The following is a 206-nucleotide window of genomic DNA, read 5'->3' as shown; positions in this document are numbered from 1 at the left end:
CCCCGGCCAGGTCCGTACCCGAGAAGACCACCTCGGTGGCCCCGGCGTCCCGGTAGCGCTGGACCTCGGCGGCGACCGTCCGCTCGTCGCCGATCACGGCCACGTCGGCGGCCCGTTTCCCGCCGGAAAGTTCGACGGCCCGTGCGTGGGAGGGAATCTGCTCGTAGAAGGCCGGCTGCTCGGTGGCCGCCGCGCGCGCGGCGTCG

The 206-nt window shown here is 75.2% G+C and carries 1 pseudogene; it reads right to left on the bottom strand.

Going from position 1 to position 206, the window contains the following annotated elements:
• Positions 1-206: pseudogene (locus tag G3I42_RS03315) on the bottom strand (LLM class F420-dependent oxidoreductase); the annotation flags it as partial.

Origin of the sequence: Streptomyces sp. SID11385 (genome assembly GCF_010548245.1) — a bacterium.
In the GTDB taxonomy this organism is placed as follows: Bacteria; Actinomycetota; Actinomycetes; order Streptomycetales; family Streptomycetaceae; genus Streptomyces.
The sequence above is the reverse complement of the archived record's forward strand: the minus strand, read 5'-3'. Positions and strand labels throughout refer to the sequence as shown.